We start from the raw sequence: 25,661 nt of genomic DNA on the forward strand, positions 1-25,661 counted from the left end.
ATTCTATGATTTTATGTTGTGGTGAAGCCCTGATCGACATGCTGCCGCGCCAGACCGGCGCCGGAGAAGCTGCTTTTGCTCCTTATGTCGGCGGCGCTGTTTTCAATACGGCGATTGCCCTCGGACGGCTTGGGGTGCCAACCGAATTCTTTTCGGGAATTTCTTCGGATTTCTTCGGCCAGATGTTGCGGGACAGCCTGGCACAAAACCATGTTGGCACACGCTATGCGCATATTTCGCCGCAGCCGACCACATTGGCTTTCGTGCGGCTTGTTGACGGACAGGCCAGCTATATTTTCTATGATGAAAACAGCGCGGGGCGGTCCCTGACAACAGACCATTTGCCGGTGCTGGACGATAATGTCACCACAGTGCAATTTGGGGCGATCAGTCTCATTCCGGAACCTTGCGGCGCGACCTATGAAGCGCTGATGGCGCGCGAGCATGAAAAGCGCGTCATCGTGCTCGACCCGAACATCCGACCCGGTTTCATTCCTGACAAGGAAAAGCATCTCGCCCGCATGCGCCGCATGATCGCCATGACCGATATTGTCAAGATTTCCGATGAGGATATGCGATGGTTCGGTGAAGCCGGAACGATGGACGAAATCGCAAAACGCTGGATCGTTGCGGCAGATCAACAGGGACCGAAACTCATTCTCGTCACCCATGGCGCTGATGGCGTTACCGGCTATACGCAGGATCAGACCGTGCATGTCGATGCGCAGCGTGTTGAGGTTGTCGATACGGTGGGCGCTGGCGATACATTTACCGCCGGTGTGCTGGCTTCATTGCAGGAAGCCGGACTTTTGACGAAAACGGCCCTGCCCGCCCTGACGCAACAACAGATCAGCGCTGCGCTGACACTTGGTGCCAAGGCCGCCGCAGTGACTGTTTCCCGTGCAGGCGCAAACCCGCCCTGGCGGAGTGAGTTGGGCTAGGTTGCCATCCTTGATGCTCCCCCGTTGGCTTATGTTCAAGGTTAACTATTCGCATTAATATAATGCGTGCTTCGACGGGCTTGTCGAAGGGTGAACCACGCATCACCCAAATGCATGCCGAAAATCACTTCAATTCTCTCGCCCGCCGATCCAGCTCCAAGGCCTCCGCTCTTGTCAGGCCAATATCATCGAGCATGCGATCGCTGAGGCGGGCCAGAGGCGCATCTTCCGCGCTGACCACGCCACCGGAAGCAAAACTTGTGCGGACTCTTTCGACAAACCGCTCAAGCAAACCGGCCTTATTGGAGTTTCGCAACGAATAGCTGCGGCCAGTGCGATAGTTGCGGTCAATTTCTAGTAGACCAGTCGTCTCTATATAAGCCATAATAAACTCCTATGATTTGCGGGTCAGCAGGCCGTCGAGTGTCATCGTGCGGAACCGCTGTAATGGTTTGATGCTTCCTTCCGCCTTCATTCTGATCAGCGCGCCCTCATAGGCATCAATCAGAAAGGCGGCCGTCTCATCCGGATCAAGATGTTCCGGCAATTCTCCGGCATCACGTGCCTCACGCAACACCGTTTTAAAATCCTCCTGCCAGGCGGTGAATGAGCGATTCAGCTCGCGCTGGAGCACTTCGCTATGGGCCGCAATGGACTGGGCAAGATTGCCAAGAAGGCAACCGCAAGTTGGATCGCCGCTGCTATAGACTGTCTCGTAATAATCGAAATAATCACGCAGACGTTGGAGCGGTGCTTTCGACCTATTTTCCAGCAGAAGACGCGTGCGTACCTTCTGGTTGTTGGTGCAATAGTTTGCAAGCACCGCCGAAGCAAACTCTTCCTTGCTTTCGAAGAAGTGATAGAACGAACCCTTGGGCACGCCCGCCGACTTGAGGATCGGGCCGATTCCCGCGCCATCATAGCCGTGGGAAAGAAGCGCCTTCAGGCCCTCATCAATCAAAACTGCTCGTGTGTCGATCTTGCTCATAAGGTTATAATAGACCAGTCATCTAGTAATTGCAAGAGGCGTTTTTTTGCCCTTTGACTAGCTCGGTCTAACGCTCCGGTAGGGCCTGCTGCAAATAGTATAGTGCGTGGGTTGCAATGACAGTCTCCAGCGTTGCAAGAGCTGGCTGCCTGCACTCAGCTCTCTTCCTCATGGTGAGCCCTCCTGAGCGAGCCGAAGGGCGAACCACGCACAATCAAAAGCCACGCAAGCATGTGCCTTGAGATGACCGAAATACTAACCGAAAGGATTTTCCACTCTTGGCCAGATTTCACGCGAGAGCTTGCGGTAGTCTGTCTTTTTCGGATTTGAGGGATAAGGCGCGCCCGCATCGATATAGATGATCTCCGACGCCACCGGCTCGAACCCCGCGTGGAAATGATTGGTTGATTTGACCAGCAGAATATCTTTCGACAAGGGATCAATGCCAATATTGGAAAAGATGTCAGGCTCAAAAGTCTGGGTGCGGTTCGTATTGAGGATGACGTCGATATCCGTGCCTTCAAGGCGGATCAGCGCTGCGGGCCCAAGCGTAACCCGGCTCTTACCAAAGCTTTGCCAGCCTTCCTCGACAGCCCGTACCACCTCGACACGCGCATCAATAGGCGCGCCGCCATCAGGACCGGCCTTGCCACCAAAGCGCAGCTGTATCAGCGCGCCCTCGCCTGCGGCGAGGCAAAATGTGACGGCGATAGGGTCCCAGATCGTCGCAACAGCCACATTGCCAATACCGCGCTCGATAATGCGATTGAGGATCAGCGTGCCATCGCCCGCTACACCGCCGCCGGGATTGTCCCAGACATCGGCGACAACGACAGGCTTGCCCGGGCGTTGCGCGACAATCGCCATGGTCGCATCAAGCCCCGCTTCCGTGTCCAGCATTGGCATAGCCGTTGTGCCACGCAGGGCAAAAAGCTCCATGCCCAGCTTTTCCGCCAAAGCATCGCCCTTGGCCTTTTCATTATCCGTCACAACCATGAGCTGTGTTCCCAGCTCCGGCACGTCGCCCGCCATAAAACCATGGATCAGCGAGACGGAAAGAATACCATCCTTGCCGTGCAGCGCTTTCATGCGATCCACATAGGACCGCATCGGCTCGCGGCTTGTGGGATAGACGCCGATCATGCGGCAATCGAAGGTTGAAATGACCGGCTTGATCTCGCCACGGAGTGTCCGCAGGGCCAGGTCAACCACATGTTCGCCGCGCTCGTAAAAATCCGTATGGGGAAATTCGAGAAATGCCGCCAATATATCCGCATTGGCGACGCGCTTTTTCGTCAGATGGCTATGGGGATCGAGTTCCGAAGCAATAAGAATATCCGGGCCGACAATGGCGCGGATGCGCTCCAGAAGATCGCCTTCGCAATCATCATAACCCTGCGCGACCATGGCACCATGCAGGCCAAGAATAACGCCATCAACCGGCATTGCCGCCGTGAGCTGGTCGAGAATCTCGTCGCGCAAATCCTCATAAGCCTTGCGCTGCAACAGGCCGCCGGGCTCGGCCCATGTTGCTGTCCCTTCGATAAGCTCGAAACCTTCTTCCCGCGCGCGGCGGCGCAGGACCACCATGGGCGCCGAGCACAATGTCGGCGTATCCGGGTGCTGGCCGGGACCGGCATAGAATGCCATCTCAAAGCTGGCGCGATCTGTCGGCACTGGCGAGGAGGTGTTGGTCTCGGTAGCGAAGGATGCGGTGAATATACGCATTTTATGCTTTCGGTTGGGTGGTTCAGTTCATTTGAGGGTATGTTGCAGCAATGAAGTGCGCCCTTCGACAAGCTTCAGGATGAGGGAGGTTAGTTGATTACAGGGAGCTTGATCTGAAGCGTTGAAGATGAGCTTCTTTGCAACCCGCTACCTCCCTCACCCTGAAGCTTGTCGAAGGGCGCACAATATTCATGCAGGCTTATAGGCCACCGCTTCAATCTCGATTTTGATATCGATCATCAGCCGCGATTCAATGGTTGTGCGCGCGGGCGGGTTCTGCGGAAAATAGGTGGCATAGGTCTTGTTGAAGGCGGCAAATTCGCGCGCATCTTCTAAAATGACGAATGTCTTGACCACATCGGAAAGCTCGGCACCCGCAAGGGCGAGCGCGGCTTTGATGTTTTCCATGACCTGCTTGGTCTGGGCTTCGATACCGCCGATAATGACTGTCCCATCCGCGCCGACCGGCACCTGACCGGAAATATAGATGAAATCCCCTGCCCGAACCGCTGGCGATAATGGCACATGCGACTGGCCGAAATGCTGTTTTGTCATGATCTGTTTCCTGTTGTTGAATTATTTCACTGCGCCGATGGAAAGTCCGCGCACCAGATAGCGTTGCAGCCAGGCGAAAAGTATGGCGACCGGCACTGACGCGACGAAAGCGGCGGCCATAACATAGTGCCAATCGACCGTATAGCGCCCCGCAACCAGCGAAAAGACGCGGATCGGCAAAGTATAGCTGCCTTCCGTGCGCAGCATGGTCAGCGCAATGACAAACTCATTCCATGCATTGATGAAGGTGAAAATCGCCGTAACCACCATGGCGGGAACCGCCAGCGGCAGAAACACGGTGAAGAGCGTGCGCGTGCGGCTTGCACCTTCCATCCACGCGGCCTCTTCCAGATCGCGCGGGATGGTGGAGAAATAGCTTTGCAGCATCCACACGCAAAAGGCGATGTTGAAGGCCGTATAGATGATGACGAGCACATTGAGGCTATCGATCATACCCGCCCCGGCAACAAGGCGGAAAAGCCCGATGACCAGAACAATGGGCGAGAGCATTTGCGAGATGAGCAAAAACTGGCGGAACGCATTGCGCCCGGCAAATTGATAGCGGCTGAGCGCATAGGCGGCAGGAATGGAGACAAGGATCGTCAGGGCGGTGGACAGGCCGGACACGTAAAGCGAATTGGCCAGTGCCGATGCAATGCCGGAGGTACGCCACATTTCCGGGAAATTTTGCCAATGCAACTCGTCCGGCCACCAGGTCGGATTGAGCACTTCGGTCGCCGATTTCAGTGAGCTTATGGCCATCACCGCATAGGGAAACAGGATCACCACGACAATAGGCGACAGGAAAAGCCAGAACAGGATGGAGCGTTTCAGTTTCTTGCTCATTGCTTTTCCTCCCGCATGGCGAGGCGCACATAAAGAATAGTGAAAATAATGAGAATGGCGAACATGATCAGCGAAACGGCGGCGGCTTCGCCCAGCCTGCCCATGCGGAAGGCGGTTTTATAAAGATAGGTGACCAGAATATCGGTGGAATTGGCCGGACCGCCCTGCGTCGTCGCCCAGATGATGGGGAAGGAATTGAACACATAAATCGTGTTCAGCACGAAGGCGATATTGATGAAGGGCTTGAGCAGAGGCAGCGTGATCAAGCGAAACTGGTCCCAGCGTCCCGCACCCTCAGTCGCCGCCGCCTCATAGAGATCTTCCGGCACGGAAGAAAGACCGCCAAGAAAGATCGTGACGGTAAAGGGCACCGAGACCAGAATGCCGATGAGTATCTGCATGGGAAAAGCGGTCGAGGCTTCCGCCAGCCACTGAATATTGGTGTTGATGATCCCGAGATCACGCAGCGCCGAGTTAAGCATGCCGCTTTCGCCATTCAGCGCCCAGCGCCAGACAATTGCAGTCATGGTCAAGGATATGGCCCAGGGCAGCATGATGAGAATGCGCGCAATGCCGCGGCCATAAAAATCCTCATTGAGGATAAGCGCGATGGGAACGGAAACAATCAGCGTGCCAATGACAACGGCAGCGGTCCAGAACAGGGTGCGCCATGTCGCGGCAATGAAATCCGGATTGGCAAACAGGCTGCGATAGTGCTCAAGACCGATGAAATCCTTCAACATGCCAAAGCGGTTCACATCATGCAGCGATAGCGAGACGATCTCCTTTAGCGGCCAAAGGATGATGGCAGCCGCCAGAAGAAAGCTCGGCAAGATGAGAAAATAGGGGACTGAAGCCCGTTGCATCGATGGAATTACCTTTGGTTAGAAAACCTGGCCGACTTTCGGGCTGGGCGCATAGTCTGAATTTGATTGCAGTTGTGTTTTGCGTGGTTCGACGGGGCTCACCATGAGGAAGGTGATTTGATTCCAAAGCCCACCTGCAAGGTTTCAAGACTAGAACCCTGCCGACTCCAACCTTCCTCATGGTGAGCCCTCTGAGCTTGTCAAAGGGCGAACCACGCAAAACACAACTGCAAATGTTACCCGCTCCAGTTTCAATCCGGAGCGGGTAACAAGCTTACTTCAACGTCTCATTGATCTTGGCAGCGGCTTCTTTCAGCGTTGGCTCGATCTCGCCCTGCCCCAGATAAATCTTCTGGATGGCGTTGGACGTTGTCTGGGCAATGTCTTCCCAGCCCGGAATGACCGGAGCAAAACGCGCATTCGGAAGAAGGCTCGTGAACACTTTCAGATCGGCATTATCGGCAAAATACGGGTCTTTGGCTTCTTCGGCATTGACGGGAAGGAAGCCCTCGATCTTGTCAAATTTTGTGCGCTGTTCCGTCGTGAACAGGAAGTCGAGGAATTTCCATGCTGCTTCCTTGTTCTTTGAATTTTCGAACAGGACGATGGAATCCGTCACGCCATAGGTACCCTTGCCGCCATCAGGACCGGCGGGAATGGGTGCCACGCCATAATTGAGATTTGGCGCTTCGTTCTTGATCTGACCGGAAAGGAATGGCGCGGTGATGACGGTTGCAACCTTGCCCTGCTTGAACAGGTTCTGCACATCTTCGCGGCTATAGGAGGTAACGCCCGGCTGGGTCAGACCGCCATCGATAAAGCTCTTGTAAAGCGTCGCCGTATCAATGGCTGCTTTTGAATCAAGACCGGATTTCCCATCCTTGACGATCTCGCCGCCATTGGCCCAGAGCCCATAATAGAAATAGACATCCGTCTCGATTTCCTTGCCCTGCAAGCCGAAACCATAGGTCTCGGTGCCAAGCGCCTTGATCTTTTCGGCGCTCGTCTTGAAGTCTGCCCAGGTTGCAGGCGGGGTATCAATGCCAGCCTTGGCGAAGATATCCTTGTTATAATACATGGCGCGCGCTGAAGCTGCGATCGGCAGGCCATAAACCTTACCGTCCATGACCGATGGCGTGAGGAATGTATCGATGAAGCGCGCCTTGAAATCCGGCGTAATATTGCCGTCAAGCGGGGCGATAATGCCTTCCTTGACATAATCCAGCAGCCAGCGCGTGCCGATAATGGAAAGGTCGGCATTGGCACCGGCCGAAATATCGGTCGTCAGTTTTTGCTGAAGGCTGTCCCACGGAACAACTTCGATCTGGATTTTCGTATCTGGATTGGCCGCTTCGAAGGCTTTGGCCGCTTCTTCGAAATAGGGGCCTGTGCCCTTGCTATATTCAGCAATGGTGACGCGGACGGTGTCGGCAAATGCGCCACTTGAAAGGGCGAGAAGGCCAATCCCCGCAAGTAGGCTTAGTTTTCTGATCATCATGATGTTCCCCTTTGTTACACGCCGCATTCTCCCATCGGCGTAATTTTGAAACTTTCACCATCATTCTATGTAATTTATTTTCATGCAAGTCAAAAATTGAGGGGTTATGACAGTTTTATGTTGCTTTTTTTCATATGCCGTCATTAATAAGCTAGGGGAACATTTCAAAACAAGGTCACGATATGACTTCAGAGACATTGCACAGAGCCCTTGGTTTGTATGGCAAACAGGTGTTTATAACCGGCGCGGGTGGCGGCATCGGGCAAGCATTGATCGACACGTTCAATGCGGCAGGGGCCATTGTTTCAGGCGCCGATCAAGATGAGAGCTTATTGACCGGACTGCCGCTGGCAAATGGGCTTGTCTTCAACATCAATGACAAGGCGCAGACCGGCAGCGCAATTCGAAACTTTATTGCCGATCACGGCACACCGGACGTATTGATCAATAATGCCGGCTTTTCCCGCGGCGAGATTCTCGATCAGGTCGATGGCGATGTTTGGGAGCGCGAAATTGCGACCAATCTGAATGGCGCATTTCATGTCACGGACCCGATTGCCGAGGCCATGGCCGCAAAAGGCGGCGGCAGCATCGTATTCATCTCATCGGTCAATGCGCTCAGCCATTTCGGCAATCCCGCCTATTCGGCCGCTAAGGCTGGCATGATCGCCTATATGAAGGCGCTCGCAGTTGAGCGCGGCCGGTTTGGTATAAGGTCCAATGCCGTATGTCCGGGTTCCGTTCGCACCCCGGCATGGGATCATCGTCTGGAAAAACAGCCGGAGCTTCTGGCAAAGGTTCTGCCGCATTATCCGCTCGGACGCCTTGTGACATCTGGCGAAGTGGCGCAAGCAGCCTTCTTCCTCAGTTGCGCCTCCGCATCGGGAATTACCGGTGCAACGCTGACTGTTGATGCTGGCCTGACAGCAGGCAATCTCCATTTCATCAATGACGTGCTCGCCGGAGACAAGTGACATGGCCGGACTACAGATCAAGCAACTCGCCAAATCCTATGGCGCAATGAATATACTGCATGGGATCGACCTCGAAGTGCGGGACGGCGAATTTCTGGTGCTGATCGGACCTTCCGGCTGCGGGAAATCCACGCTCCTGCGCATGATTGCCGGATTGGAGGATATTTCTTCCGGTGAGTTATGGATCGGTGACCGCCTGTCCAATGGTCTGCCGCCGCAGCAGCGCAATATTTCAATGGTGTTTCAGAGCTATGCTTTGTTTCCGCATATGAGTGTGCGCAAGAATATCGGCTTTGGTCCGAAAATCCGGCGCGAGTCGGCTGCAGCCATTGACGCCAAGGTCGGCAAGGCTGCGGAAACGCTCAATCTGCATGACTATCTGGACCGCGTGCCGCGCCAACTTTCCGGCGGGCAGCGCCAGCGGGTTGCAATGGGGCGTACAATCGTGCGCGAGCCGGACCTGTTCTTATTTGACGAGCCGCTTTCCAATCTTGATGCCAAGCTGCGTGTGCAGATGCGCACGGAGCTGAAGGCGCTTCACCAGCAGTTAAAGACCACAATGGTCTATGTTACCCATGACCAGATCGAAGCCATGACCATGGCGGACCGGATCGTCGTCATGAATGCGGGGCGTATTGAGCAAGCGGGCTCGCCGCTTGAGCTTTACGACAAGCCGGTCAACAAATTCGTTGCGGGTTTCCTTGGCTCGCCCGCCATGACCTTCATTCCTGGAACATTGGAGCGCGGCGATGGCGCGCCAAAGGTTCGCACCGACAATGGCACCATCATTCCGGTCGGCGATACCACTGCCGCTTCGGGCCAGCCGGTCGAGATCGGCATACGCCCCGAACACTATCGCCTCGCACCCGATGGTAATGGATTTGCCTATCACGTCGAGGTGATTGAGCCGACAGGTTCCGAGACCCATTTGTTCGGCACGATTTCCGGTGTTGCCGTGCGCTGCGTGTTCCGTGATCGTTTGGCGCCGGAGCCCGGCACTCAATTATCATTGACGGTTGACCCGGCAAAGGTGCATGTCTTTGACGCTAAAACCGGAAACAGAATTTGACATGTGCTTGGTTCGCCCTTCGACAAGCTCAGGATAGCCAACCATAAGGAAGGTGGGTTGCTTGCATAAAGTTGTGAGGTTACTGGCTTTTGTTTTGCCACTAAATTCCTCCCTCATGGTGAGCTTGTCGAACCACGCACATCGTTATTGCAAACGAGATGGATAAAGCAACAGATGGCACCACCGCATTTCGACATCGTTGCAAGGCTGAGGGAGGTTGCCGATACAGGCAAACATTCCGACAGCCAGGTCGCAGCTGCGATCCTGTCCGATGCGGATTTCGCCACTCATGCGCCTATCAACAAGCTGGCCGAAAAGGCTGGGGTGAGCGAGCCGACAATCACGCGTTTCTGCCGTATGCTCGGTTTTGAGGGCACGCGGGATTTCAAGGTAAGGCTGGCGCAATCGCTTGCCATTGCCGGGCGGTTTATCGCGCCGGGACCCGCGCAGGATGAAAACGGCAGTGTGACGTCGGTCATCGCGCGCAGCGCCGTCGATGCTGTCGAAACCGTGTGCAATCTGATCAACAGAGACGATCTTGAACTTGCGGCTTCACTCATTGCGCAAGCGGGAATGGTTCGCGCCTATGGTTCCGGCGGGTCGTCCTCAATGGCAGCTACCGAAATGGAAAATCGCCTGTTCCGCCTGGGCATTGCCGCCTCATCGCATATTGATGGCGAAATGCAGCAGATGACAGCGGCAACCAGCAACAAGGATACTGTTATCATTGCCTATTCGCTTTCAGGGGAAATCAAGCCCTTGATCGAGGCCGTCATGATCGCGCGGCGCTATGGCGCCAAAACAATTGCCTTCACGGCGCCGGGCACGAAGCTTGCGGCGGCGGCAGAACTTGTCATGCCTTTTCACATTGACGAAGGCACCAATGTTTACCGGCCTTCCCCCGCCCGCTATGCCCTGCTCGCGCTTACCGATATGCTGGCAATGACCGTTGCCGAAAAAATCGGTGCCCCTGCCGTCGAGCGGATGCGCCGCATCAAGAACCTGCAAGCCATGCACGCCAATAACGCGACCACACTGCCGCTCGGAGATTGAGATTGAAGCTGACCGATATTGATACACCCGCTGTTCTCATCGACACGGACCGCGCAGAGGCAAATCTGCAAAAATTCCAGACCTATGCCGACAATCATGCCTTGACCGTGCGTCCGCATATCAAGACACATAAATTGCCGCGTTTTGCCAAACGAGCCATAGAGCTTGGCGCTATCGGGATTACTTGCCAAAAACTCGGCGAGGCTGAAGTGATGGCCGATGCGGGAATGAGCGATATTTTCATCCCCTACAATATTATCGGCAAAGCAAAGCTTGAGCGTCTTGCCAAGCTTAATGAGCGCATCACGATCAGCGTAACCGCAGATAATGAAACGGCCATACGCGGTTATGCCGAGGCTTTTGCCGGGCGCAAGAAGCCACTGACCGTTCTGGTCGAATGCGATACGGGCATGGGCCGCTGCGGCGTTCAATCCCCGCAGGAAGCGGTCGCGCTTGCCAAGCTGATCGACGCATCGGAAGGGCTTAACTTTGCCGGCTTCATGACATATCCGAAAACTGGCGGTATCGAAACCACGCAGGCATTTCTCGCAGAGGCGGAAAAACTGGCGATCGCAGCCGGGCTGGACCCGCACACCATTTCCAATGGCGGAACCCCCGATATGTGGCGGGCCCATGAAGTGGCGAGCGCAACGGAACACCGTCCTGGCACTTATATCTATATGGATCTCTTTCAGGTCGCCAAAGGTGCCGGCACCCTTGATGATTGCGCTCTCACCGTGCTTGCAACTGTCGTAAGCCGCCCGACCGAAAATCGCGCCATCATCGACGCGGGCTCGAAGTCGCTGACAAGCGATACATTGGGTTTAAGCGGATTTGGCAGGGTGGTGGAATATCCAGATGCGGTCATTTCCTCGCTTAGCGAAGAGCATGGCACAATCGACCTGTCTGCATGTCAGCACAAGCCCAAGGTAGGCGAGCGCATCCGCATCATCCCCAATCATGCCTGTGTCGTGTCCAATCTCTTCGATAGTGTCGTGCTTATTTCGGGCGATACGGTCACTGAGATCGCCCCGGTGGCCGCTCGCGGGCGTGTTGATTAGGGGGTGGGTCGGCTTGTTGCATTTGGCCCCTCGCCTAGCTCGGCAATTTAACTTGCAACTATATAGTGCGTGGTTCGACGGGGCTCACCATGAGGAAAGTTGGTAAACTGCACAGATAATCTTCACCGTTTAAAATCATCTCAGCTTCCTCATTGTGAGCCTCATCGAACCACGCACAAAGTCGGTGCAGACGTCATCTGCTCAGTGAGCGGGCTCATTCGAGAACATGGCAGCGTTCTCGTCATAGCGCGACAGAAACTCCTGTTCCGAGCCCGAATGGCCAAACCATGGACCCCGGCCAAAATTGCAGCCGCATTTTACCAATGGCTCGATGATGGCATGCGTATCAATTCCAACGGCTATTCTTTCCATATCCAGTTTTCCTGCCAGTTCGCATACTGCTGACAGAATGACCCGCTCGGGGCCTGGCTGGTCAATGTTCCGATAGGCCTCCGACCCAATCATCATTCCATCATATTGGAGCGCCATGGCTCCATTTACCGTAGAATGAGACATGGCAAACTGGTCGACTATCAGGCGGAAACCGATATCCCGCAGCCTGCGCATGACACGGAAGATCTGCTGATCGTCAAGCATCGCAATATTCTGCGAAATAATGAAATTTACTTCCGAAGCATTGACGCCCCATTCGGCCTGCAGCTCCCTGATGCGTTCAATGAACAGCGGGTCCATGAGCTGGGGGAAAGAAAGCTTGATCCCGATCAGTAATTTATTGTCGGGGTAGTATTTTTTGAAATTGTGCAGGAATTCAAATGCTCGTGACATGATAAAAAGGCCGAGATGAAGAATGGAGCCATTTTGTTCAAAGATTGGAATGAACTTATGCGATTTGATGTCTCCGAATTCCGGATGATGCCAGATAACACTTGTATGCGCTTCGCAAATCCGGCCTGTCCGCAAATCCACGACAGGGCGATATCTCACTGAAAATTCGCCGCGCCCGATGGCCCGCGTAATATCACCGCCAAAATCCAAAGCTGCCCGCAGATCCTGAATGAGAGCGGAATTGTGCCAGACAGCATCTTCGCTCTTGGTGTCTTCCGCGTGATACATGGCACCATTGGCGCGGCGCAGCAAAGAGCCGAATGGCTCTATTTGCCCCTGTTTCTGGGCGACAGAGCAGGCAATAACCGGTGAAATACGTATCCCCTCATTTTCATAAGGCAACCGCATTTCCGCAAGCATCTTGCGCATGAGAGGAATATCCACCCCCTCGTCGCTGGGATAGATATAGGCTATCAGATTATTGTTGAGGCAGCCCACGACGCCCCCTGCAAGCGTGGCTTGAAGCTTGTCGATCTTGCTGCTGATCATTCGTGCCAGAACCTCATCGCCAAAAATGCTGGCGATCTGATGGTAATTGCATATTTTTATGAGGATCAGATCAATCTGGCCTTCCTTGCCAACCAGCAAATCATACTCTTTGACCAAACCGGCCTGATTGAGAAAACCGCTGGCCGGATCATGATAGGCCAGAAATTCGAGGCGCGTCTGATTGCGTTGCAGAACAAGACGCATTCTTTCAATCACCGAGGCCAGCAGGCCGACTTCTCTAATATTGGTGGGAACGGAGATGGGCGTGTCCAGATTGAGATTGCCGACATCTGTCACAGCCCTTGAAAGCCGCATCAATGGATTGACGACAAAGCTCGCGGCCCAGGCAGTCAGCGCAATACTTATTGCAAGCCCGATCAAGCAGACGGCCGTATAATACCAATCCCAATCCGCCTTCGCCGATAATTCGTCACCAAGTGTAACGACGACGCGCCAGCCTTTGAGATCAAACTTATCCAGAGATACGGCGTTTCCCAGGTCGGCGGAGATTTTGCTTGTGTCCCGCCCGATCGTGAATTGACCGCCCGAAACCGAAAGCTCCTCTCCGGAAGGCGTGAAAACGCTAATTTCCTGGACAGTATTGCCTGTCGCGCTGCTCAGGAATGCGCTGATGCGATTGACGCACATGTCGAGTGCAAGGACCCCTAAAGGCTTCCGATCCGGACCAAAAATCGGCAGAACCCGGGTCATGGTCCATACGCTGCCTTGCGTGGAAGCGCACAGATCACTGGTATTATTCACCACATAGGGAGCACTCCAGGTCGGTGTCCTGCCGACAATACCGCCGCGATACCAGCCTCGCTCAAACAGATTGAAGTCACGTTCTTGCATGGGCCTGTCCGGCCTTGTCACAAGAAGACGCGATGGGTTGTCCGATTGCGTCTTGCCCTGCCCCTTAAAATCCCGGTCGGTCTCCTTGATCTTGAAAACGCTTAACAGATGACCATTGCTTGCACCGAAACGGAGAACCGACACCTGGATAGGAACCCGCTCTGGAGTGGCCCTATCCGCCTCGATAAAAGAAAAAACGCATTCAGCATTGCTGCATCCAGCAGCTTTTACCCGCGATGCAAAAGCATCGGCATATTCCTCAAGCGGCGTAACAAGATGGCCGAGTTGATTGGCGATATCTCTGGCCAGAAACTCCGCCGTCCTGTCAGCATAAGTCTTTGTCAGATCGGTACGTTGCGTCTGCAAGATCAGGCTAAAACCCAAAAACAGCACAATCAGCAGGGCCAAAAGCGGAAGGCCAATAACGGCGACCACGGGAACGCCAAAAATGCGTTGACGGGATGTGTCCAGTGATTTGCCTGAATCCGTTTCCATAATATTCGTGAAACTTTCCAAAAAACGCACAATACCCAAAATGAAATGGTTTACGGGCAATTTTTATATCGTAAATATTACCTGGTGACGCGCCTAACGGCACATAATTTCACAAAGCTTTTAATCAGTCGTCAAAGAACAGCCCGTTCTTATCGAAATATCGTGCACGCTACTATAAAATCAGAATTCAGTCTCGACGAAAGGTTGTACTTCATCGGCAATACAACCGGATACAATCTCGCTTCGGTGTATATGCGTAAACTGTGCAACGCATAATTGCAACAGCTTTCCCCGCAGTGATCCTCCGGCCCGCTCCAGCAGAAAGCAAGCGCTTGCCAAAACTAAAATATTAGAATATTTATATTTCAAATCCTTTGGGAGGAGGTTTTCTTGCAGTATCAAAAGTTCCGGTTGCCCCTGTTAACGACTCGCCTTGCGGGCGATTGCGGCTTTCAGTGACCGATAACCCCGTCGCATCATCGGAGCGCAAGCGTGACCGGGCCCACCCGCTCGCGACATCCAGCACGGACTATGCTCAGCAGCGGGCAGCCACCCCCCGGGCTGCAACCCATATTTACAAGCAACTGCTTGACGACATTATTTCGCTGCGCCGCAGACCGATGGAGCCCATTCTTGAGAAGGAAATCGCCGCGCAGTTTGGCGTGAGCCGCACGCCTGTCCACCAAGCGGTTTTGCGACTTGCCGATGACGGGCTGATCGATATTTTTCCACAATCGGGAACTTTCGTTTCGCGCATTCCGCGACGCGCGCTCTATGAAGCAATCCTCATCCGCAAATCCCTTGAAGAGACGACCGTGAAGCTGGCTGCCGAACAGGCGGGACCTGCCGATATTGCCCGGCTGGAACGAAGCATTGCCGATCTCGTGGCCGCCGAAGCATCTGGCGACAATGAACGCTTTCACAGCGCTGATACGGATTTTCATCTGTCGATCAATTCAATTGCCGGATTTCCCGGCATATGGAACGTGATCCAGCAGGTAAAGATGCAGATCGACCGCTATCGGCGGCTGACACTACCGCTCAGCGGGCGTCTTACCCGCGTCATTGTCGAGCATGAAGCAATTCTCGATGGCATCCGCCGCCACGATATAGCGCACGCAACAGAAGCCATGGGCTTTCACCTCGGGCAGATGCTGAACGAGGTGAAAGACACGACGAATGTCGACCCGGCATTTTTCATCGATGATGACTGACTGACCGCTTTTAAAGCGGCAAAACACCGACATGCAAAGGTTCTGAAATGAAGATCGAAGTGAGACAGGTTTGCCATCCGGATGCGGTACGCAATTTTGACACGGACGAACTGCGTCGCCATTTCCTGATGGAAAACATGTTCGAGGCCGATGAGATTACCCTCACCTATAGTCATATTGACCGGTTGATCATTGGCGGGGCGGTGCCCCTCTCCAAGCCTCTGCCGCTGACAGCGCCCACTCCCGTGGGTCAGGAATTCTTTCTTGCGCAACGCGAACTTGGCATATTCAACATTGGCGGCGCTGGCCGCGTGTCGCTTGACGGCACTGTGCACGAACTTGCCGCCCGCGACTGTCTCTATGTCGGCAAAGGCGTCGTCAATGTGATCTTCGAGAGCGTGGATGCGGCAAATCCGGCTAAGTTCTATCTACTTTCAACGCCTGCTCACGCTTCGCATCCAAATGTGCTTATCAAGCCTGAACAAGCCAACAAGCTGATACTGGGCGATCAGCTGACCGCCAATAAGCGTACGCTTTACCAATATATCCACCCGGATATTTGCGAGAGCTGCCAGCTTGTCATGGGCATGACACAGCTCGAACCCGGCAATATGTGGAACACAATGCCCTGCCATACGCATGACCGCCGCTCGGAGGCCTATCTTTATTTCGACCTTGCCACCGACACCCGCATTTTTCACATGATGGGCGAGCCAACCCAGACACGCCACATGATAGTGGCAAATGAGCAGGCGATCCTTTCCCCCGGCTGGTCGATCCATTCCGGCGTGGGCACGGCCAATTATGCCTTCATCTGGGCAATGGGCGGCGACAATAAGAGCTTTACCGACATGGACCACGTACCGATGAGTGTGCTGCGATGAACAATCTTTTCGATCTTCAGGGCAAGGTAGCGATTGTTACGGGAGCCAATACCGGCATCGGCCAGGGTATCGCCCTGGCCCTCGCACAGGCAGGCGCTTCCATCGCTGCCGTCGGACGTTCGTCCATGGATGACACGCGTCATTTGATAGAAGCGGCAGGCAGGCAATTCATCGAGATCAAGGCCGATCTCGGGACGATTGAACCTGTTGGCAGGATCATCGACGAAACGCTTCAATCCTTCGAACGTCTGGATATCCTCGTCAATAATGCGGGCATTATCCGGCGCAATGACGCCGTGGATTTCACCGAAGAGGATTGGGATGCGGTGATTGACACCAATCTCAAATCGGCATTCTTCCTGTCGCAAGCCGCCGGACGGCACATGATCGGTAAAGGGCAAGGCAAGATTATCAACATTGCTTCGCTTTTGTCGTTTCAAGGCGGCATTCGGATTCCATCCTATACGGCATCGAAAAGCGGACTTGCCGGCATTACCCGGCTGCTTGCCTGCGAATGGGCCGCCAAGGGCGTAAACGTAAACGCCATCGCTCCCGGCTATTTCGTGACCAATAACACAACTGCCTTGCGCGAAGATCAGGACCGCAGTGCGCAAATTCTGGCGCGTATTCCAGCCGCCCGTTGGGGCGAGCCTTCCGACATAGGCGGCGCCGCGGTCTTCCTCGCCTCCAAGGCCTCTGACTATGTGCATGGAACAGTTCTGCCTGTCGATGGCGGTTGGCTGGCTCGATGACAAACTCTAAAAAGCGTAAGCCTTCGCTTACGATAGGTAAGCCATGAATTACCAATTCGATTTCGCTGCTCTCCTGCCCTATTGGAAGGACTTCCTTGCCGGAGCGCTCACAACAGTCCAAATGACTGTCGTTGCGGTGGCGATCGGATTGGTCATAGGCGTGCTTTGCGCGGTCGCCCGGCGCAGCGCCTATGCCTGGCTTCGCCTCATTGTCGGCATCTATATCGAGGTCGTTCGCAATACGCCCTTTATCGTGCAGATATTCTTCATTTTCTTCGGCCTTTCTTCCATTGGCATAACCATGCCGGTCTTTTTTGCCGCCGTATTTGCAATGGTCATTAATGTAGGGGCTTATACGGCTGAAATCGTTCGCGCAGGCATGGAAGCTGTGCATCCAAGCCAGATCGAAGCAGCAGAGGCGCTTGGGCTTTCACGTTTCCAGATCTACCGCGACATTATCCTCATGCCAGCGATCGAGCGGGTCTATCCGGCGCTGACCAGCCAGTTCATTTTGATGATGCTTTCCACATCGATCACCTCGCAGATTTCGGCGGAGGAATTGACCGGCGTCGCCAATAATATCCAGTCCTACACCTTCCGTTCATTCGAAACCTACATCGTCATCGCCCTGCTCTATCTCGCAATCACTTATCTTTTGCGGGCTGGCTTCCATCTCATCGCGCTTGGAATTTTTCCGCGCCGCCGCCGTCTCGGCACACCCTTGTGAGGATGAGAACATGACTGGCGGTTTCACCACAAATCATCTCGTTTATCTGCTCAACGGCCTGCTTTGGACTGTCATACTTTCCGCGCTTGCCTTCCTTCTCGGCGGCGTTGCCGGGTTCTTCGTCATGCTGGCGCGCACGTCAACCATGCGCTGGCTGCGGCGGGTTTCACTACTCTATGTCCAGTTCATTCAGGGCATGCCGCTGCTGATCCTGATGTTCGTCATTTATTTCGGCCTTGGCGTTATCGGGATCGAGGTTCCGCCGCTCGTGGCTGCCAGTCTCGGCATGATGATCTATTCCAGCGCTTATCTCGGCGAAATCTGGCGCGGTTGCGTTGAATCCGTGCCCCGCACGCAGTTTGAGGCGGCTGAATGTCTTGCCCTCACCCGCTGGCAGACCCTGAAAGACGTGATCCTGCCGCAGGCGCTGCGCATAGCGACACCGCCCACCGTTGGTTTCATGGTGCAACTTATCAAGAACACATCGCTTGCCTCGGTTGTCGGCTTCGTCGAGCTGACCCGCGCAGCGCAAGTCATCAACAATTCGCTTTTCCAGCCGTTTCTCGTCTTCGGTATCGCTGCCGCCTTTTATTTTTGCGTCTGCTACCCGCTTTCGGTCTGGAGCCGTTCGCTTGAGAGGAAATTAAATGTCGGCCGTCGTTAAGCTCAACGAAGTCATCAAACGCTTCGGCACTGTCGAGGTACTCAAGGGCGTTTCCTTCGAGATCGAAGCCGGTGAAGTCGTGGCTTTGATCGGACAATCGGGCTCGGGCAAGAGCACGGCCTTGCGTTGCATAAACAGGCTCGAAACCATTCAGGGTGGAACAATCGAAGTTTGCGGTCATCAGGTGCATTCACCCAGTCTCGATATCCGCGCGCTGCGGCAGGATGTCGGCATGGTTTTCCAAAGCTACAATCTGTTTCCACATATGAATGTTGCCGAAAACATCATGCTGGCGCTGCGGCGCGTTAAAAGCATTGGCCGCAGCGAAGCAATGGAAACCGCCAAGGCCGTGCTCTCAAAGGTTGGCCTGTTGCAGAAGATCGATGCCTATCCCGAACAATTGTCGGGGGGCCAGCAGCAGCGTGTAGCGATTGCCCGCTCGCTCGCCATGCAGCCAAAGGTCATGCTTTTCGACGAGGTAACGTCAGCGCTTGATCCGCAGCTGACCGGCGAAGTTTTGCGCGTCATGGAAGATCTCGCCAAAGGCGGCATGACCATGATCGTCGTCACCCATGAAATGGCATTTGCCCGCAAGGTCGCAAACCGCGTCATTTACATGAATACCGGGCGGGTCTGGGAAACCGGCACCGGCGAAATGCTCGTTCATCCGCAAACCCAGGAATTGAAGGATTTTCTGGCCAACGACCTGTGACAGAACCAACCTCATAATCACAAAAGGGAGAGAGAATAATGAGATTGCTTACGAAATTCGGCATTGCCGCGAGTGCGGCCCTGCTCATGCTGGCGTCAGCCGCTCATGCGGATTCGCTTGAAAACATCAAGAAAGCCGGCAAGGTGCGCATTGCTGTTGCCATGGGAATTCCGCAATATTCCTATGTCGACGAGAATTTGAAGCCGACCGGCTCGGACGTCGAAACCGCCAAGCTCATCGCCAAGGATCTCGGCGTCGATCTTGACCTGATCGAAATTACCAATGCGGCACGCGTTCCCACGATCCAGACCGGCAAGGCCGATATTCTGGTTTCGGCACTCGGCATCACAGAAGAGCGAAAAAAGGCGGTCGACTATACGGTGCCCTATGCAACGCTGAGCATCATTGTCATTGCGCCCAAGGAAATTGAAATCAAGAGCTATGCCGACCTTGCGGGCAAGAGGATTGGCGTGACCCGCGCAACGACCAATGACATGGATATCACCAAGAATGCACCGGGCGCACAAATCGTCCGCTTCGAAGATGATGCAACGCTCATTACTGCTGCAGTCACCGGGCAGCTCGACATCATTTCCAGCCAGTCGGCAGTTCTCGGCGGCATCAATGCCAAGCGCGCAGGCAAGGAACCGCTGGAAGTAAAGTTCACGCAGGCTGAAACCAATCTCGGCATAGCTTTGCCCAAGGGCGAAAAGCCATTGCAGGATTGGCTCAACACCTGGGTGAAAACCAATTTCGACAATGGCACGCTGCGCGAAGTATTCCGCAAATACCAGCACCGCGAACTGCCGGACGATCTCACATCGCGTTGATCGGAACATTTAACGGATTGAGGAATTGGGGCGCTTCGGCGCCCTTTTTCTTGCGCTGTGTATTGTATTGACCACGCAAATAATTCCAGTTACTGAATCGGGTTATGAAAGCTGCAATGGTTATTCTGGTGGTGGGATCGCGCATGGGCAGGATGGTTTGACCATCCGGCATTAGCACCCATGCGCGGCAAACAAGCTCCTGACGGAGCTTTTTTTATGCCCGGAATTTAGTTCCGCCCTGCTCCGTCACAACCATCCACTTCAATCATTGCACAAAGGAACTGCCATGAAAGGCATGTATGCTAACGAACCCGCACGTCCTGAAATGACCGGAGCAGAAATTGTCCTGCAGGCGTTGCGCGACAATGGCGTTGAGCACATTTTCGGTTATCCGGGCGCCGCGGTGCTACCGATCTATGACGAGATATTCCAACAGAACGAAATAAAGCACATATTGGTTCGCCACGAACAGGGCGCGGGCCACGCCGCCGAAGGATATGCCCGTTCCACCGGCAAAGTCGGTGTCATGCTGGTAACGTCCGGCCCCGGCGCGACGAATGCGGTGACGTCACTACAAAATGCCATGGCCGACTCCGTGCCAATCATCTGTCTGACAGGACAAGTGGCAACCGACCTGATCGGTTCTGACGCTTTCCAGGAATGCGACACTGTTGGGATTACACGGCCCTGCACCAAACATAGCTGGCTGGTCAAAGATGTGAAGGAACTCGCCGCCACAATTCATAAGGCATTTCATCTGGCCCGCTCAGGCCGACCCGGTCCGGTTCTAATCGACATGCCAAAGGATATGCTTCTTCAAAGCACTTAATATGTGGCTCCTTCTGCCGACCCGCATGTCGATGATAATCCGCAACTTGCCGAAGACGACCGGCAGATAAAGGCAAACATTCCTTTGCAACGCGAGCGCGAAGAAAACACCGGGCTGCACTACGCACTCAAACGGCTTTACATGCTGACCCGCGATCATGCGCCCTATATTGCTACCGATACGAAGCACTATCAGTTCGCTGAACACTTCAATTCGCCCCTAGTATCAAGCGGGTTCGGCACGGCCGGTTATGGCTTGCCGGCTGCAATAGGCATGCAAATCGCCCATCCTGAAAGTCTCGTCATTGATATTGCAGATGAGTCATCTGTCCAAGCGACGATGAAGGAGCTTTCCACGGCAATCCAGTATGATGCACCGATAAAGGTTTTCATATTGAACAACCCGAACTTGAGCTTAGGCGGAAAATCGCAAAAGCACGGTTCCTACTCGAACGCCCTGCCGGATTTCGTAAAGCTGGCGGAAGCTTTCGGTGCCGTTGGTATCCGATGCGACGAGCGCGACAATCTTGACCACGCAATTGGAGAAATGCTTTCGGTGAGACGACCGGTGCTTTTTGACTGCCGGATTGCCGGCTGACCGGTTAAGTTGGCGGGGCGCATCCGCGCCCCGACGATAGCAATTCCAGATAGGATCACTGTGACCCGGCTTTTTTCAAGCTCGTCCCTCGCCATTCAATGCTTTGATCACCGGAATGACCGAATACTGCCCAATCTCGGCCCGGTCGGTCAAAGCTCTCAAATAACCGCCGGGAGAGCGGATTTCACCCACGCGTTCCAAAATGGCAGCAATCGTGATGGAAGCATTGATATCACCCATGGCGTCACGCGCCCTTTCCCAGGCATCGGGCGAAACGCCAAGCATCGAGCGGACCAATCCTGCCGTTTGCATCAGATCGCGCCAGTCCTCAATGCCGTTTCGGGCATAATCGCGAATTTGCGGACAGGCGGACAGCACAGCATCCAGCGGCATGGGGATCGATTTTGTTTCCAGCTTCGGCCAATCATCCACGGGTCCCGTGGCTTTTACAGTTCGGCGGGCGCTATCAAGCCTTTGCCGCATCTTCGTCATTGCGACTGTTCGTCCAGGTATATTGTCTGCCGGTACGGGTTCACCGTTTTGCCTCTGGCCCTTTTCTTGGGCCCTTTCAAAATTGGGTTCTATATTTGAATTCTGAATATGGCGCTCAAAAGAAGAGTCAGTGCCGCTCATTTCTTTGTCTGATAATGTATCCAGATAGGCATTTTCGACCTTCGTGCGGAGCTTTGCCAGGCTGTCACAGCGTGTCTGGAGTGTCTCGAGCGGCAAATGCCTGCTTACCCGTCCGGACAAAGCTGCAAGCTCATCCGCATATCCCATCCAGTCGCCTGCCCGCTCCTCGCCAAGACCCGCATGGATCGTTTTGGAGATATCTCGCAGATGAATGGTGATCTCGCTGCGAACGCGGTGGATTGCCCGCGCCAGATCGCGTGCCTGAACCGCATGGGCTTCGATTTCGTCGGCACGCAGCGCCAAAGGTGACAGATCAAAGCCGAACGCGTGCTCGATCTCGCCGGTTTCGCCACGCCGGGCATAACGTTTGCCGTTTGGGCTATCGCGGCGGATAATCAGGCCCGTCTCGACCAATGCCGCCAGATGCCGGCGAATTGTCGCGGAAGACATGCCGCGTGTGCGTAGCGACAGCTCTGCATTGGACGGAAAGACGATCAATGGCGCTGCGCCATCAAGCATGGTTTCCGGGTAGAAACTGAGCAGCGCTTCCAGAACGGCAATCGTGCGGTCTGAAAGGAAAAACGCTGCGCGCGCCTCGGTTAATGAGCGTAAAAGCGCCCATTTTTCCGGCTGACTTCCGCCGGTTTCGTTCAGTTTTTCTCTCGCTCGCGCTGTCTTTTCCTGCACTGCAAAAATGGCGTGCGACAGCGATCGTCCGCCAAATGGCGACGTTGCAAAACGATCGGTCATGTTTCTTCACCTCAATTTGAGGCAATGAAAAGGTATGCCGGAACGCGTCCGACTCTTGACAAGTCAGGGTGGAAGTGATTCTCTAAAATTGCTACATTGAAGAGGGCTTCCGGGGCGGTGACGTTCTGGGGGCCTTTTTTCTTGCCGTTGCTTCCTTCTCTTTCAGTCCCTTTGTACGGCTCCTTACGAACCGGCTTGTACTAACACTTACACACACTATCCGGCTTTTTGACCCCGTGGATAAGTCACCACGTTATTTGTCATTCGTCCGGCTGTTGTAACGGGCGAGCAATGCTTCAAGCTCTTCCGATACAAATGCCGCAAACCCTTGCGGTATATGGTCGGCGAAGGTCAGGACCTGCCTGCCTCCACTTGAATCCAAAAGTGCAATTTTCTTGGCACCCGTGTTTATTTTGTCCACGCTCGGCGCAGCATTGCGCGGAGCCAGCACGACCGGCTCAACACGCTTGAGCAACCGCTCAAAAATACGATTGAATCGTGTATTGCTGTCTGCGATTCCAAAAGGCTCGAGCGTAATTTCGTTCAGCGCAGCAGCCTGTGCTTCACTGGATTTGAGCAATTCTGCAAACCTGACCCAGCGTGGACGGCCAATCTTTGGAGCCGGGCCAATTGCCCGCACGATCGGATAAGGCACTGCGGCCGCAACCTGCAGAAAGCGGGTCATTTCAGCCTTGTCGATCGACAGGGCGTCTTGAACAAGCCCGCGCTCAAAGCCGCGCTCAACAAGATTTCGCGCAAAGAAGGCACGCTCGATAAAGGAAAGATCGCGGCGCTCGGTATTTTCCTTGCCCTGAGCCAATACCAGCTGGACATCGCTGAGTTCACGCACAATGGCATGGACCGGCTTGCCAATGCGCTGGGCAGCACGCAGGCGGCGATGCCCATAGGCGGTCTGATAATGCCCCGGCTTTTCCGGATGCGGTCGCACAAGAACCGGCACCTGCTGGCCATTCTGGCGGATGCTTTCAACGAGATTTTCGAAATCTTCATCGAGCCCTGCCGCATGGCTGAGTCGGTCTTCGACAAAAGAGGTTTCGACCAGCGCAGGATCAAGTTCAACCACGCGCTCGACGCCTTCGAGACTTTCCTTCAAGCGGCGCGCATCTTCGATTTCACGGGACATGCCACCGAGCGAAAGCCCCATAGCCTTAACCGCGCCTGATGCAGCGCGAGGCTTGAGCGCTTCATTGCCGATCAGCGGCTGCGCTACAGGCTCAACGGGTTTCTGTTCCGGTACGGGAATGTTTTCCACCGTTCCGAACAATGCCTTAAGCTGATCCCTGCGATTATTGCCTGTCATCATCGCGCCCTCATACCGGCCTCTTCCAGGCCTTGTAGATCAAGCCCTGGATTTCGGAGTTGACGGAAGTCAGCGATTCAATTGCGCGGTCATAGGTTGCGCGGGTGAAGCTGTCGCGGGATACTTCGTAGAGCGTCTGCTTGGTAAGACCTGCATCGGAAAACGCAGTGGACTTGACCACCGATGAGGTGAGCACGCGGTCCCCGAACAGCGAACGCAGGAAACCGGCAATCTGCTGCTGCGGCGCATCATTTGGCTCAAAGCGCGTAATCAGATAGCGCATGAAATCGAAATTAAGCTCGCCGCCAGCCTCTCGCACGACCGCAAGCAAATCCGCTGTCATGAACAGGAACTGGCTCATGGAGGCGACATCCAGCATTTGCGGATGAACGGTAACAAGCACTGACGTTGCAGCGCAAAGCGCCGATAGCGTCAGAAAACCAAGTTGCGGCGGACAGTCTATGACCACAACGTCATAATCGTCTGACACTGTATCAAGCGCTGCCTGAACACGGGCAAAGAACAATTGCTGCTCGACAGTTTGGGCAGCGCCGTGTTGGCGGTCGGCAAGCATTTGCGGCGTGGTGTGTTCAAATTCCTGCAATTCCAGATTGCCCGGAATGAGATCAAGCCCATCAAAATAGGTCTTGCAAATAATATCGCGCAGCGGACGGCGCTCGCCATCATAGCGGATTGCTCCGTAGAGCGTATCATTGCCGGTCAGATCCAGCTCCGGTTGATAACCGAACAATGCAGACATTGATGCCTGCGGATCAAGATCGACGGCAAGCACACGGAAACCGGACATTGCCAGATGCTGCGCCAGATGGGCACTGGTCGTGGTCTTGCCGGAACCGCCCTTGAAATTGGTAACGGCAATGACCTGCATGTGCTCATTGGCGGCAGGATCGCGATGCGGCAGATAGGTTTTTGCCTTGGCGCCCCCGGCTTCGGACAGATGGCGGCGCAATGCATTGATCTCGGCAAGCGTATAGAGCCTGCGGCCGCCGCTGCCCGTCTCCGGTTGCGGCCCCTCACCTGCAATTGAAAGCTGGCGCAGATACCCGTCCGATACGCCGATGAGCTTTGCCGCCTCGCCGCTGGTGAACTTGCGCAATGTCTTCATGGCTGTCGGCGGAAAGAGCCGGTTGCGCATTGCTTGAAGCTGCGCGGAAAGCATTTCCGCATCGGCAGCGATTGCCCTGTCGGCTGGCAGAACAACAGGCAAAGAAGCATCGCCCACCAAGGATGGGTCGGGTTGGTTTGCCTGTGCTGCATGCATCATAGTCAAGGTAATATCCTGTACGTCCGTTCGGTCATTCCCGGCGCAAGCAGAACATGCGCCGATTCGACATAAAAACCAAAGGGGTAACGCCAGATAGAGATATAACGTTGTAAGCCAGCACTAACACCGCATGAGCTCGGTAACGTTTAATTTGCCGCAAACCCCTCAAAACCGTAACTAGGGTGCTAAAATATCCGAGTCG

General features: G+C 54.5%; 23 protein-coding genes and 1 pseudogene. 13 read left to right on the forward strand and 11 right to left on the reverse strand.

What is annotated here, in order from left to right; genetic code table 11:
- Positions 1-5: 5 nt before the first annotated feature.
- A complete protein-coding gene (locus QFZ34_RS00265) occupies positions 6-941 on the forward strand; it encodes a carbohydrate kinase family protein (protein ID WP_115053667.1) in 936 nt (311 codons plus the stop codon).
- Positions 942-1,065: 124 nt separating this feature from the next.
- Here QFZ34_RS00265 and QFZ34_RS00270 read toward each other — a convergent pair whose 3' ends face one another.
- The 7 genes from QFZ34_RS00270 to QFZ34_RS00300 all read right to left on the reverse strand — a co-directional run bounded on the left by QFZ34_RS00270 (position 1,066) and on the right by QFZ34_RS00300 (position 7,422).
- On the reverse strand, positions 1,066-1,326 hold the full coding sequence (locus QFZ34_RS00270; RefSeq protein ID WP_307275343.1) for a YjiS-like domain-containing protein: 261 nt from the start codon (positions 1,324-1,326) through the stop codon (positions 1,066-1,068).
- A 9-nt stretch (positions 1,327-1,335) separates the two neighbouring features.
- Positions 1,336-1,929: a TetR/AcrR family transcriptional regulator gene (locus QFZ34_RS00275; RefSeq protein WP_307275346.1), complete on the reverse strand. Its 594-nt coding sequence runs from the start codon at positions 1,927-1,929 to the stop codon at positions 1,336-1,338.
- Positions 1,930-2,184: 255 nt separating this feature from the next.
- Positions 2,185-3,657 (reverse strand): M81 family metallopeptidase, encoded by a 1,473-nt coding sequence (locus QFZ34_RS00280; RefSeq protein WP_307275348.1) that lies wholly within the window; start codon positions 3,655-3,657, stop codon positions 2,185-2,187.
- A 189-nt stretch (positions 3,658-3,846) separates the two neighbouring features.
- Positions 3,847-4,215, reverse strand: coding sequence for a RidA family protein (locus QFZ34_RS00285; protein WP_307275947.1), 369 nt, complete (start codon positions 4,213-4,215; stop codon positions 3,847-3,849).
- Positions 4,216-4,233: 18 nt separating this feature from the next.
- Positions 4,234-5,058 carry a carbohydrate ABC transporter permease gene (locus QFZ34_RS00290; RefSeq protein ID WP_115053662.1) on the reverse strand — a complete coding sequence of 275 codons (825 nt, stop codon included), beginning with the start codon at positions 5,056-5,058 and terminating at the stop codon, positions 4,234-4,236.
- Positions 5,055-5,924 (reverse strand): carbohydrate ABC transporter permease, encoded by an 870-nt coding sequence (locus tag QFZ34_RS00295; RefSeq protein ID WP_307275351.1) that lies wholly within the window; start codon positions 5,922-5,924, stop codon positions 5,055-5,057. Before QFZ34_RS00295 ends, QFZ34_RS00290 begins: the two co-directional genes overlap by 4 nt.
- A 274-nt stretch (positions 5,925-6,198) precedes the next feature.
- Positions 6,199-7,422, reverse strand: coding sequence for an ABC transporter substrate-binding protein (locus QFZ34_RS00300; RefSeq protein ID WP_307275353.1), 1,224 nt, complete (start codon positions 7,420-7,422; stop codon positions 6,199-6,201).
- A 182-nt stretch (positions 7,423-7,604) separates the two neighbouring features.
- Between QFZ34_RS00300 and QFZ34_RS00305 the strand changes: the two genes are divergently transcribed.
- The 4 genes from QFZ34_RS00305 (at position 7,605) to QFZ34_RS00320 (ending at position 11,579) form a co-directional block, all read left to right on the forward strand.
- Positions 7,605-8,396, forward strand: coding sequence for an SDR family oxidoreductase (locus QFZ34_RS00305; RefSeq protein ID WP_307275356.1), 792 nt, complete (start codon positions 7,605-7,607; stop codon positions 8,394-8,396).
- Position 8,397: 1 nt separating this feature from the next.
- Entirely contained in the window at positions 8,398-9,465 is a 1,068-nt protein-coding gene (locus QFZ34_RS00310; protein WP_115053658.1) for an ABC transporter ATP-binding protein, read from the forward strand.
- A 174-nt stretch (positions 9,466-9,639) separates the two neighbouring features.
- Positions 9,640-10,518: a MurR/RpiR family transcriptional regulator gene (locus tag QFZ34_RS00315; protein ID WP_115053657.1), complete on the forward strand. Its 879-nt coding sequence runs from the start codon at positions 9,640-9,642 to the stop codon at positions 10,516-10,518.
- A 2-nt stretch (positions 10,519-10,520) separates the two neighbouring features.
- Positions 10,521-11,579, forward strand: coding sequence for a D-TA family PLP-dependent enzyme (locus QFZ34_RS00320; RefSeq protein WP_307275361.1), 1,059 nt, complete (start codon positions 10,521-10,523; stop codon positions 11,577-11,579).
- Between the two features lie 201 nt (positions 11,580-11,780).
- Here QFZ34_RS00320 and QFZ34_RS00325 read toward each other — a convergent pair whose 3' ends face one another.
- A complete protein-coding gene (locus QFZ34_RS00325) occupies positions 11,781-14,261 on the reverse strand; it encodes an EAL domain-containing protein (RefSeq protein WP_307275364.1) in 2,481 nt (826 codons plus the stop codon).
- Between the two features lie 455 nt (positions 14,262-14,716).
- Between QFZ34_RS00325 and QFZ34_RS00330 the strand changes: the two genes are divergently transcribed.
- The 8 genes and pseudogenes from QFZ34_RS00330 to QFZ34_RS00365 form a co-directional block, all read left to right on the forward strand.
- Positions 14,717-15,475, forward strand: coding sequence for a GntR family transcriptional regulator (locus tag QFZ34_RS00330; RefSeq protein WP_115053654.1), 759 nt, complete (start codon positions 14,717-14,719; stop codon positions 15,473-15,475).
- Between the two features lie 47 nt (positions 15,476-15,522).
- On the forward strand, positions 15,523-16,359 hold the full coding sequence (kduI, locus tag QFZ34_RS00335; RefSeq protein ID WP_115053653.1) for a 5-dehydro-4-deoxy-D-glucuronate isomerase: 837 nt from the start codon (positions 15,523-15,525) through the stop codon (positions 16,357-16,359).
- Positions 16,356-17,111: a 2-dehydro-3-deoxy-D-gluconate 5-dehydrogenase KduD gene (kduD, locus tag QFZ34_RS00340; RefSeq protein ID WP_115053652.1), complete on the forward strand. Its 756-nt coding sequence runs from the start codon at positions 16,356-16,358 to the stop codon at positions 17,109-17,111. The genes kduI and kduD overlap by 4 nt, the downstream gene beginning before the upstream one ends.
- 43 nt (positions 17,112-17,154) lie before the next feature.
- The gene (locus QFZ34_RS00345; RefSeq protein WP_115053651.1) at positions 17,155-17,838 is read left to right on the forward strand and encodes an amino acid ABC transporter permease; all 684 of its coding nucleotides are present in this window, start codon (positions 17,155-17,157) and stop codon (positions 17,836-17,838) included.
- A 10-nt stretch (positions 17,839-17,848) separates the two neighbouring features.
- Positions 17,849-18,502, forward strand: a complete 654-nt coding sequence (locus QFZ34_RS00350) for an amino acid ABC transporter permease (protein ID WP_115053650.1) — start codon at positions 17,849-17,851, stop codon at positions 18,500-18,502.
- A complete protein-coding gene (locus QFZ34_RS00355) occupies positions 18,486-19,214 on the forward strand; it encodes an amino acid ABC transporter ATP-binding protein (protein WP_115053649.1) in 729 nt (242 codons plus the stop codon). The genes QFZ34_RS00350 and QFZ34_RS00355 overlap by 17 nt, the downstream gene beginning before the upstream one ends.
- A gap of 38 nt (positions 19,215-19,252) precedes the next feature.
- Positions 19,253-20,044, forward strand: coding sequence for a transporter substrate-binding domain-containing protein (locus tag QFZ34_RS00360; RefSeq protein WP_115053648.1), 792 nt, complete (start codon positions 19,253-19,255; stop codon positions 20,042-20,044).
- A gap of 295 nt (positions 20,045-20,339) precedes the next feature.
- A pseudogene (locus tag QFZ34_RS00365) lies at positions 20,340-21,464 on the forward strand (thiamine pyrophosphate-binding protein); the annotation flags it as partial.
- An 81-nt stretch (positions 21,465-21,545) separates the two neighbouring features.
- Here the strand turns inward: QFZ34_RS00365 and repC are convergent.
- The 3 genes from repC to repA all read right to left on the reverse strand — a co-directional run bounded on the left by repC (position 21,546) and on the right by repA (position 25,465).
- Positions 21,546-22,853: a plasmid replication protein RepC gene (gene repC, locus QFZ34_RS00370; protein ID WP_307275377.1), complete on the reverse strand. Its 1,308-nt coding sequence runs from the start codon at positions 22,851-22,853 to the stop codon at positions 21,546-21,548.
- Positions 22,854-23,106: 253 nt separating this feature from the next.
- Positions 23,107-24,174 (reverse strand): plasmid partitioning protein RepB, encoded by a 1,068-nt coding sequence (gene repB / locus QFZ34_RS00375; RefSeq protein ID WP_370878662.1) that lies wholly within the window; start codon positions 24,172-24,174, stop codon positions 23,107-23,109.
- A gap of 10 nt (positions 24,175-24,184) precedes the next feature.
- On the reverse strand, positions 24,185-25,465 hold the full coding sequence (gene repA / locus QFZ34_RS00380; protein WP_370878657.1) for a plasmid partitioning protein RepA: 1,281 nt from the start codon (positions 25,463-25,465) through the stop codon (positions 24,185-24,187).
- Positions 25,466-25,661: the final 196 nt, after the last annotated feature.

The sequence above is a fragment of the Phyllobacterium ifriqiyense genome, from assembly GCF_030817885.1.
GTDB lineage: Bacteria > Pseudomonadota > Alphaproteobacteria > Rhizobiales > Rhizobiaceae > Phyllobacterium > Phyllobacterium ifriqiyense.

Bases quoted from the DNA above. Each gene is read 5' to 3' on its own strand.
- QFZ34_RS00265 (WP_115053667.1), top strand. From the start codon at position 6: ATGATTTTATGTTGTGGTGAAGCCCTGATCGACATGCTGCCGCGCCAG.
- QFZ34_RS00270 (WP_307275343.1), bottom strand. From the start codon at position 1,326: ATGGCTTATATAGAGACGACTGGTCTACTAGAAATTGACCGCAACTAT.
- QFZ34_RS00275 (WP_307275346.1), bottom strand. From the start codon at position 1,929: ATGAGCAAGATCGACACACGAGCAGTTTTGATTGATGAGGGCCTGAAG.
- QFZ34_RS00280 (WP_307275348.1), bottom strand. From the start codon at position 3,657: ATGCGTATATTCACCGCATCCTTCGCTACCGAGACCAACACCTCCTCG.
- QFZ34_RS00290 (WP_115053662.1), bottom strand. From the start codon at position 5,058: ATGAGCAAGAAACTGAAACGCTCCATCCTGTTCTGGCTTTTCCTGTCG.
- QFZ34_RS00295 (WP_307275351.1), bottom strand. From the start codon at position 5,924: ATGCAACGGGCTTCAGTCCCCTATTTTCTCATCTTGCCGAGCTTTCTT.
- QFZ34_RS00300 (WP_307275353.1), bottom strand. From the start codon at position 7,422: ATGATGATCAGAAAACTAAGCCTACTTGCGGGGATTGGCCTTCTCGCC.
- QFZ34_RS00305 (WP_307275356.1), top strand. From the start codon at position 7,605: ATGACTTCAGAGACATTGCACAGAGCCCTTGGTTTGTATGGCAAACAG.
- QFZ34_RS00310 (WP_115053658.1), top strand. From the start codon at position 8,398: ATGGCCGGACTACAGATCAAGCAACTCGCCAAATCCTATGGCGCAATG.
- QFZ34_RS00315 (WP_115053657.1), top strand. From the start codon at position 9,640: ATGGCACCACCGCATTTCGACATCGTTGCAAGGCTGAGGGAGGTTGCC.
- QFZ34_RS00325 (WP_307275364.1), bottom strand. From the start codon at position 14,261: ATGGAAACGGATTCAGGCAAATCACTGGACACATCCCGTCAACGCATT.
- kduI (WP_115053653.1), top strand. From the start codon at position 15,523: ATGAAGATCGAAGTGAGACAGGTTTGCCATCCGGATGCGGTACGCAAT.
- kduD (WP_115053652.1), top strand. From the start codon at position 16,356: ATGAACAATCTTTTCGATCTTCAGGGCAAGGTAGCGATTGTTACGGGA.
- QFZ34_RS00345 (WP_115053651.1), top strand. From the start codon at position 17,155: ATGAATTACCAATTCGATTTCGCTGCTCTCCTGCCCTATTGGAAGGAC.
- QFZ34_RS00350 (WP_115053650.1), top strand. From the start codon at position 17,849: ATGACTGGCGGTTTCACCACAAATCATCTCGTTTATCTGCTCAACGGC.
- QFZ34_RS00355 (WP_115053649.1), top strand. From the start codon at position 18,486: ATGTCGGCCGTCGTTAAGCTCAACGAAGTCATCAAACGCTTCGGCACT.
- QFZ34_RS00360 (WP_115053648.1), top strand. From the start codon at position 19,253: ATGAGATTGCTTACGAAATTCGGCATTGCCGCGAGTGCGGCCCTGCTC.
- repC (WP_307275377.1), bottom strand. From the start codon at position 22,853: ATGACCGATCGTTTTGCAACGTCGCCATTTGGCGGACGATCGCTGTCG.
- repB (WP_370878662.1), bottom strand. From the start codon at position 24,174: ATGACAGGCAATAATCGCAGGGATCAGCTTAAGGCATTGTTCGGAACG.